This is a genomic window from Dehalococcoidales bacterium, assembly GCA_030698765.1.
Lineage (GTDB): Bacteria > Chloroflexota > Dehalococcoidia > Dehalococcoidales > UBA2162 > JAUYMF01.
Genome location: JAUYMF010000115.1, coordinates 1 through 7,679, shown reverse-complemented (window position 1 = coordinate 7,679; position 7,679 = coordinate 1). Strand labels below are relative to the sequence as shown.

The window sequence follows — 7,679 nt, the reverse complement described above, 5'->3', positions numbered from 1 at the left end:
GGCTTCTTCGCCGGTAATTATGCCCTGTTTTGCCAGCATCCGGGCGTGGGCAGCGCTCCCGGAGATGTCATAGGGGTAGAGCCGCCAGTCAAAGGGGATTGAGGCGGTATATTGCGCCGCCAGTTTATCAGCGGCTTTCTGAAATCGACCCCGTATCTGGCTCACTCCTAACCTTCTCCCGGTTTCTCTTCAGGCATGGTAATACTTAGCGGGCCTTCCCTGTCACCCAGTAGCTGCGCCTGTGCCTGGGTCTTGACCGGCAGCCCCCAGATGTGGATGAAGCCTACCGAGGCGCTCTGGTCAAACTGGTCGCCTTTATCATAAGTGGCCAGTCCCAGGTTATACAGCGAGCGCGGTGACTTGCGCCCGGCCACGGTCGAGTGCCCTTTGAACAGCTTCATCCTGACCGTGCCGGTAACGTGGCGCTGTGAACTCCTGACGTAAGCCGCCAGGTCCTGGTGCAGTGAGGTGAACCACAGTCCGTTGTAAATAAGGTCGGCATACTCCACGGCTACTTTCTGCTTGAACCGGAGCTGGTCTTTGGAAAGAGTCATTGCTTGCAGCGCCTGGTGGGCCTGCAGCAGCACGGTAGCTGCCGGTGCCTCGTAAATCTCGCGCGACTTGATGCCTACCAGGCGGTCTTCGATGTGGTCAATCCGCCCCACCCCGTGCTCACCCGCCACCTCATTGAGGCGCTGAATCAGATTAATCCCATCCAGTTTCTGCCCGTCAAGACTGACCGGGATACCCCCCTCAAAGCCGATTTCTACATACGCCGGCTTATCCGGGGCCGCGGCGGGCGATCTTGTCCAGGTGTAGGCATCATCCGGAGGTTCTACCCAGGGGTCTTCCAGGATGCCGCACTCGATGCTCTTTCCCCACAGGCATTCATCAATCGAATAGGGGCTGTTGACGGTAATCGGCACCGGGATGTCATATTTTTCAGCATACTTAATCGTCTCTTCCCGGGTCATGCCCCACTCCCGCGCCGGGGCGATAATACGGAGACCCGGAGTCAGGGCGTTGATACTGACCTCGAACCTGACCTGGTCGTTACCCTTACCGGTGCAGCCGTGGGCGATAACTGACGCCCCTTCATTCCGGGCAATATCCACCAGCAGCTTGGCCATCAGGGGACGGGACAGGGCTGTCGCCAGGGGGTATTGACCTTCATAAATGGCGTCGGCCTGCAGCGCGGGAAAGATAAAATACCGGACGAATACCTCTTTGGCATCGGCGACCAATGCCTTAACGGCGCCGACTTTAAGCGCTTTTTCCCGTACCGCCGAAAAATCACGCTCATTGCCAACATCGATAGTCACCGCGATGACATCCATGTCGTATTTCTCTTTAATCCACCTGATAGCCACCGACGTATCCAACCCGCCGCTATAGGCAAGCACAACTTTCTCTGGCATATCACATCACCTTAATATTATTTATTAACTACGCTGGTCAGCGCTTTTTCCAGGACGCTCAGCGCCCGGTCAACCTCCTGCCGGTTAATAATGAGCGGGGGCATGAAGCGCAGGGCATTGGGCTTTACCCGGTTCACCAGTAAGCCTCCATCCAGGCAGGCTGTCACCAGGTCCGCGCCGATATCAGAACTGAACTCGATAGCCAGCAGCAGCCCGCGGCCGCGGACATCGGTGACGACCGGGAATTTCTGTTTGATTTTTACCAGTCCGGCAGTGAAATACTCTCCCATCTTGCGGGCGTTCCCGGCAATGTCATTGTCTATGACAAACTTCAGGGTAGCGTAGCCGGCGGCGCAGGCCAAAAGGTTGCCGCCGAAGGTAGAGCCGTGCTCTCCGGGGACAAACACGGACGCCCCTTCTTTAGCTAGAATGGCGCCGATGGGCACGCCGTTAGCCAGTCCTTTGGCCAGTGTCATGACATCAGGCTCAATGCCAAACTGCTCGTAGGCAAAGAGCGTTCCCGTCCGCCCGATACCGGTCTGAATCTCATCCAGGATGAGGAGAATACCCTTTTCATCGCACCATGCCCGTACCGCCTTCAGGTAACCCTCATCGGGCACGTTGACTCCCCCCTCCCCCTGTATCGGCTCCAGCATCACGGCGCAGGTCTGGGGGTTGGTGGCCGCCTTGATGGCATCGATGTTATTGTATTCCACGTTAACGAATCCGGCGGGTAAGGGCAGGTATGGCGTCTGATGCCTGGGCTGGGCGGTAGCAGCCACCATCGCCAGGGTGCGGCCATGAAAAGAATTAAACGCCGTAATCACTTCGTAGGCGCCGTTACGGTGGTGTCTCCCGTAGCGCCGAGCCAACTTCACCGCCCCCTCATTAGCCTCTGCCCCACTGTTGCCGAAGAAGACTTTATCCAGGCAACTGTTCTGTACCAGGAGTTCAGCCAGGCGGACCTGGGGAATCGTGAAGAACTGGTTTGAGGTCTGGATGAGGATACGCGCCTGCTCGACTACCGCCTCCGTCACTGCCGGGTGAGAGTGCCCCAGGTTGGTGACCGCCCAGCCGGCGACAAAGTCCAGGTACTCCCGGTCCTCTTCGTCCCATACCCGCGCTCCATCACCCCTGACCAGCGTGACCGGGGTGCGTACCACCGTGTTCATAAAATATTCTTGCGCCAGGTTCTGCCAGTTGCTCATTTTCACCCTCCGACCAATCTCTAGTATCGTATCAGGTTATTTGCCGAACTAACAAATGACTTAATGTGACATCATCATTCGTTTGTGACCTCACCCCCTGTATCCCCTTCTCCTGACAGGAGAGGGGGAAGAGTCTTCAGAGAGGGGCTTCACCCATCCCCTTTCCTTCAAGGAGGGAGGGAGTTTTGAAAGGGAAATACCCCTTCAAGCTTCCCTTTATTTCTGTATTGTTGTCCCGCTGCCTTCGCCCTCGATTTGCCTGAGCAGGGCGTGAGGATGCCGTCCGTCGATGATGCAGGTTGCCGGAGTGTTCGCTAAAGCCCTGAGGCAAGCCTTAACCTTGGGTATCATGCCTCCTGAAGCTACCCCTGAAGCTACCAGAGCTTCGGCTTCGCCGGGGGATAGCTCCGTTAGCAGCTTGCCGGATTGGCCCCTGACACCGTCTACATCAGTCAGAAAGATGAGTCTTTCCGCGGCAACCGCCGCCGCGATTTCCCCTGCGATGGTGTCAGCGTTAAAATTCAGGATCGGCGGGGTGACGGCCGGTCTGGCGGGGGCGTTGAGACCTATCGGGGCGACTACCGGAATAAAGCCCGATTCCAGGAGGGACTCCAGAATAGCGCCGTTGACTTTAACCACTTCACCAACGTAGCCTTTTTCCGGGTCTCTAATCCTGCCTTCGATAAGGGAACCATCCACGCCGCTGATACCGGCTGCCCTTCCCCCCAGGCCGTTAATCGAGGCCACGATATCCTTGTTGACCAGCCCTGCCAGCACAGAAATCACTATCTCCAGGGTCGGCTGGTCGGTCACTCTTTCCCCCTGGACGAACCTGGTGGCGATGCCCTGTTTTTCCAGCCACTCGGTTATCAGTTTACCGCCGCCATGCACTACAATCAGTTCTTTGCCCTGCCGCTGAAGCTGGACAATATCTTCAAGAGCGGTGTCATGACTGCCCAGGGTGGCGCCACCAATCTTGACCACAATAACGTTATTCAACTGCTATCACCTGTTCCCGGATTAATCGCTTTCAGGTCATGTACTGGCTGTTAATAGTTACGTATTCCTCAGAGAGGTCACACCCCCAGGCGGTAGCCGAAGCCGTGCCCAGGTTAAGGTGCACGCTTATCGGCACCTCGCTCCTCTTAAACACCCGGACAACGCTCTTTTCGTCATACGGCAATGGGCTGCCCCCTTTTAACAGGTCAATCCCCCCGATGGACAGATCTATTTTGCTTTCCACCACCTCCGCCCCGCTCCGCCCTACGGCGGCAATGACTCTTCCCCAGTTGGGATCGGCGCCGTGTATGGCGGCTTTCACCAGGGGTGAGCTGACCACCGTCCGGGCGGCCAGCCGTGCCTCGGCGGTACTGGCGGCGCCGTCAACGGTGACTTCAATCAGCCTGGTAGCACCCTCTCCGTCACGGGCAATAGCCTTTGCCAGATGGATACAGACCTGTTCCAGAGCCCGCTGAAAAACGTGAGCCGCCTGGCTGCCGATGGCAATCGGCTGGTTCTCCGTCATGCCGTTAGCCAGAATAAGGACGATGTCACTGGGGCTGGTATCTCCATCAACTGAAATCATGTTAAAGGAAATATCCACCGCCTTCTGCAGCGCCGACTTTAGAAAATCAGGTTCCACGGCGGCATCGGTGGTCAGGAAGCAAAACATGGTTGCCAGGTTGGGATGAATCATCCCTGACCCCTTGGCTACCCCCCCGATGGTGAACATGGTGCCATCTACTCTGCCGGATACCGCTGTTTCCTTGGGAACGGTATCGGTGGTCATTATCGCCTGCGCCAGCTCATGACCGCCATCGCCGGAGAGGATAATCCGGTCAATTCCGGTCTTTATCAGCTTCATCGGGAGTGGTTGACCGATTACTCCGGTGCTGGCGACCAGCACATCCTCAGGGTTCACCCCGATACTTTTGGCAGCCAGGGAGGCCATCTCGGCAGCATCAGCCAGGCCACGCTCACCGGTAGAAGCATTGGCGCAACCGCTATTGGCGATAATAGCTACGGCGCTGCCTTTTTTCAATCTCTTCTGACACAATATTATCGGCGCCGATTTAATCCGGTTGGAGGTAAACAGGGCAGCGGCCGTACAGGACGTCTCAGAAAAGAGTATGCCCAGGTCTAATTTATCTCCCGCCCCTTGCTTGATTCCGGCGCGGGTTGCCCCGGCACGGAAACCGCGGGGAGAAGTAACGGTACCACCGTCAATAGTGTCAATACTGGCTGCTCCCATAATAGCTAAACTATAACATACTGGATTTAGCCAGGCAATGGACTGGTTAAGCTCTCTTTTTACTCTAACCGCCAACTGCTAACATTTCCGCAAACTGATCTTACTCTCAGAATACGCCCTTTTGCTGGTTACTCCAGTTCACTTTTTAGTATTTCATTGAGGAATTAGATAAGTCCTGCAAGAGGATGTTGTCTAGGCTGCCATCGCGTTGAATATGTACTATTCAAACTTCAGGTCAGTGCACGTCCATCCTTAAGAGGATAATCCAGGTCGTATTTTCGGGTTTGCGAACTAGCATCGGTAGGAGCTGATGATGTATAATGTTGCTGAGGTTATAAACTAGGGGTTTAAAGATGTCCAGAGGCGCCTTATTCCAAATCGTCGCAGTCGGCCTATTCATCGCCGTCGGCCTTGCCGCCTGCGCCCGCCCGCCGCAGGGCGCCCCACCAGATTCTCCCGCGTTCGGTTACACTTTGCATATTGACGCCATCAAGCACATTAACGACGACCCTGACCAGATTGTCCATCACTACGTCAAGGCCATCAGCGACGAGGTGAGCCAAGCTCTCTTGTACGATAGTGACGCGCCGAACGCCCGGCTCATCGGTATTGAGACCATCATCAGCCCGCGGATGTACGCTGCGCTGCCAGAAGACGAGAAGCCCAACTGGCACTACCACAAGACTGAGATACCGGAGGTCAACGCCCGTCTGCCGGATCTCAACGAAAAAGAGGCGGCCGCTGTAGTAGCCAAGCTGGAAGACACCTGGGGGAAGGTGGTGATTATCTGGGAGCCGAAAGACCCGGCACCGATGGGGTTCTCTATTACCCAACCGCAATCTACGCCTGCGGCGCCCTAGCGCGATGTTGGAAAGACCTCTTCTGGGGTTGCTGACTTGGCTTGCCTGTTATGGTAGATTAAGTTCAACCAAGGTATTGAAGCCTTAATGCGCGGAGTTCCCGATTATCAAACATACATCTTTCGTCAAACGACCAATTACGCAGGTAATAAATTAAGAGCGAGGGACTAATTTCACTTCTTTAGTTCATCGCAACCAACAAAATGAGTGATTGTTAAGCGGCTTTCTATCTGAGAGAGGGCGGGTTCACTAGAACCTGATGTTTGCCATGACAAAGATACCAGCAAGCTGAAATATTACCTGCACCCCACCAAGCTTGGTGTTCATCATGCCTAACCGCGAGATTTTGCCAATGTCCGGTTGGCTTGCCACTCTTCAACGAATGTCACGCGACGGACTGATTACCAGCAGCAAAAACAAGGAAATCAAGCTTAAAGCGGCTGCTATGGTACGGGTCCCCGCCTTCCATACTATCCCATTTCTCTTTCCCCTCTGAAGAAATTGCAGGACTTGACAACCATATTAATCTTAGTCTATGCTAATACTAGACGTTAGCAAATCCTCAACCCACGCGACGTTTATATTTTTGAATCCTCTACTGCAAATGGTATGCAATATCATCTAATAAAATTAGATAAAGTTATGACCAACTTGAACCATCAACTGTTGCTAACGAGGCAATTCGAAGGTTACCGAAAAGACTCTTTCTGAAAACAGACGGCGATGATTTCGAAAGATTCTAGGTACCGTCCCCCCTAAGTGGAGTACACCTGTCTGACTGGAAGGTGACCTGATAGGTCGCAGGCTAGAGGCGATCTCGCCCTTAATTACTTTGTTATAGTCAATGTTAGTAAGTAGTCTTCGGGAGATATCTCCTCGCCTTCTCTTGGGTAGGGATTAAGACTGTAAGTCAGTGTATAGTCGATAAAGGCCTCCTCAGCCTGCTCCGTCAGCCCGGGCTGATTCAACGCTATGGAATAGTTGACGCCTTGGTGAATAACCGTGACACGGCTGCTGGCTACTCCCTCCCAGACGCAGGTCACATTCTGGGGGCAACGGCTATCGCCGATAACTTCATTGAATGTTATTACCATGTCCTCTCCAGTTATCCGGGCGCTCTGATCGACACCGATGGTAAATGTCTCGCCAAGCCCTACCGTGACAGCTACCTGATTCCTGGAGCATCCGGATAAAGAGATAAGAACAATTGGCAAGAATATTAACAAGTACCATAGTCTTACGAGCTTTGAGCTCCTTCTTTTAGATGACACTTGCTTAATCTGCATTTAATCCTCATCTCCTATGTCCGATAATAGGAATAACCATCCATGCTAATAATTTAGCACTGTTCCATGATCCATACAATTTATCGCTAATAAGATGCCCAGGGTTAGCTCTGTAAAGCTTTAAGTCTATACGGATGTTATGGTGTTAGGCCACTGGAAAGTTATAGAAAAGACTCTCCCTGGCTGAAGATTCCCAGGGAGCCCCCAAGTAGAGTGTCAACAATATGTGCTGGAAGTGTGCACTATTGTATAGTGAAAATAGCACAAAACTGGGCGGTATAGGACTCGAACCTATGACCCCCTGCGTGTAAAGCAGGTGCTCTAACCAACTGAGCTAACCGCCCAAGAGTGGCGCGCTTGGCGGGTCTCGAACCCACGACCTCAGCCTCCGCAGGGCTGCGCTCTATCCAACTGAGCTACAAGCGCCTGTCCTATTCTCATCAGCTAAGATGGAGAATTCTCTTCAGCGCGGAGCTTCCCGCGCTTTTCTTCAGGTTTGGTGCCGAAGGAGAGATTTGAACTCTCACGCCCTTGCGGACACTACGCCCTGAACGTAGCGCGTCTGCCATTCCGCCACTTCGGCAAGCACCAATTAACTCTAGCTTATTTACCATTATTCGTCAACCCGCCCACCGCTAAATTGACCGGGACCAGTA

Annotated in this window: 8 protein-coding genes and 3 tRNA genes; 1 reads left to right on the top strand and 10 read right to left on the bottom strand. The window is 53.8% G+C overall.

The genetic code is table 11. The annotated features are described in order from the left end of the window. The 6 genes from Q8Q07_05755 to Q8Q07_05730 all read right to left on the bottom strand — a co-directional run. Window positions 1-165 (bottom strand): lyase family protein (locus Q8Q07_05755; protein MDP3879793.1); only part of this gene is annotated, 165 nt, incomplete at its 3' end. 2 nt (window positions 166-167) lie between these two features. Then, a complete protein-coding gene (locus Q8Q07_05750) occupies window positions 168-1,418 on the bottom strand; it encodes an argininosuccinate synthase (GenBank protein ID MDP3879792.1) in 1,251 nt (416 codons plus the stop codon). 17 nt (window positions 1,419-1,435) lie between these two features. Continuing rightward, window positions 1,436-2,626 (bottom strand): aspartate aminotransferase family protein, encoded by a 1,191-nt coding sequence (locus tag Q8Q07_05745; GenBank protein MDP3879791.1) that lies wholly within the window; start codon window positions 2,624-2,626, stop codon window positions 1,436-1,438. A 216-nt stretch (window positions 2,627-2,842) separates the two neighbouring features. Further along, a complete protein-coding gene (gene argB, locus Q8Q07_05740; protein MDP3879790.1) occupies window positions 2,843-3,625 on the bottom strand; it encodes an acetylglutamate kinase in 783 nt (260 codons plus the stop codon). 31 nt (window positions 3,626-3,656) lie between these two features. After that, window positions 3,657-4,952: a bifunctional glutamate N-acetyltransferase/amino-acid acetyltransferase ArgJ gene (gene argJ / locus Q8Q07_05735; GenBank protein ID MDP3879789.1), complete on the bottom strand. Its 1,296-nt coding sequence runs from the start codon at window positions 4,950-4,952 to the stop codon at window positions 3,657-3,659. 317 nt (window positions 4,953-5,269) lie between these two features. Continuing rightward, the gene (locus Q8Q07_05730; protein ID MDP3879788.1) at window positions 5,270-5,440 is read right to left on the bottom strand and encodes a hypothetical protein; all 171 of its coding nucleotides are present in this window, start codon (window positions 5,438-5,440) and stop codon (window positions 5,270-5,272) included. Here Q8Q07_05730 and Q8Q07_05725 point away from each other — a divergent pair. Next, the gene (locus Q8Q07_05725; GenBank protein ID MDP3879787.1) at window positions 5,366-5,737 is read left to right on the top strand and encodes a DUF1264 domain-containing protein; all 372 of its coding nucleotides are present in this window, start codon (window positions 5,366-5,368) and stop codon (window positions 5,735-5,737) included. The genes Q8Q07_05730 and Q8Q07_05725 overlap by 75 nt on opposite strands. An 827-nt stretch (window positions 5,738-6,564) precedes the next feature. On the opposite strand, the gene Q8Q07_05720 is transcribed toward Q8Q07_05725, so the two are convergent. From Q8Q07_05720 to Q8Q07_05705, 4 genes are all read right to left on the bottom strand, one after another. After that, window positions 6,565-6,831: a hypothetical protein gene (locus tag Q8Q07_05720; protein ID MDP3879786.1), complete on the bottom strand. Its 267-nt coding sequence runs from the start codon at window positions 6,829-6,831 to the stop codon at window positions 6,565-6,567. 462 nt (window positions 6,832-7,293) lie between these two features. Next, window positions 7,294-7,367, bottom strand: a tRNA-Val gene (locus Q8Q07_05715). A 5-nt stretch (window positions 7,368-7,372) separates the two neighbouring features. After that, window positions 7,373-7,449, bottom strand: a tRNA-Arg gene (locus Q8Q07_05710). Between the two features lie 71 nt (window positions 7,450-7,520). Continuing rightward, a tRNA-Leu gene (locus Q8Q07_05705) sits at window positions 7,521-7,606 on the bottom strand. Window positions 7,607-7,679: the final 73 nt, after the last annotated feature.

Coding starts and splice junctions, on each gene's coding strand:
- Q8Q07_05745 (MDP3879791.1), bottom strand. CDS start 2,626: ATGAGCAACTGGCAGAACCTGGCGCAAGAATATTTTATGAACACGGTG.
- Q8Q07_05750 (MDP3879792.1), bottom strand. CDS start 1,418: ATGCCAGAGAAAGTTGTGCTTGCCTATAGCGGCGGGTTGGATACGTCG.
- Q8Q07_05720 (MDP3879786.1), bottom strand. CDS start 6,831: ATGGTAATAACATTCAATGAAGTTATCGGCGATAGCCGTTGCCCCCAG.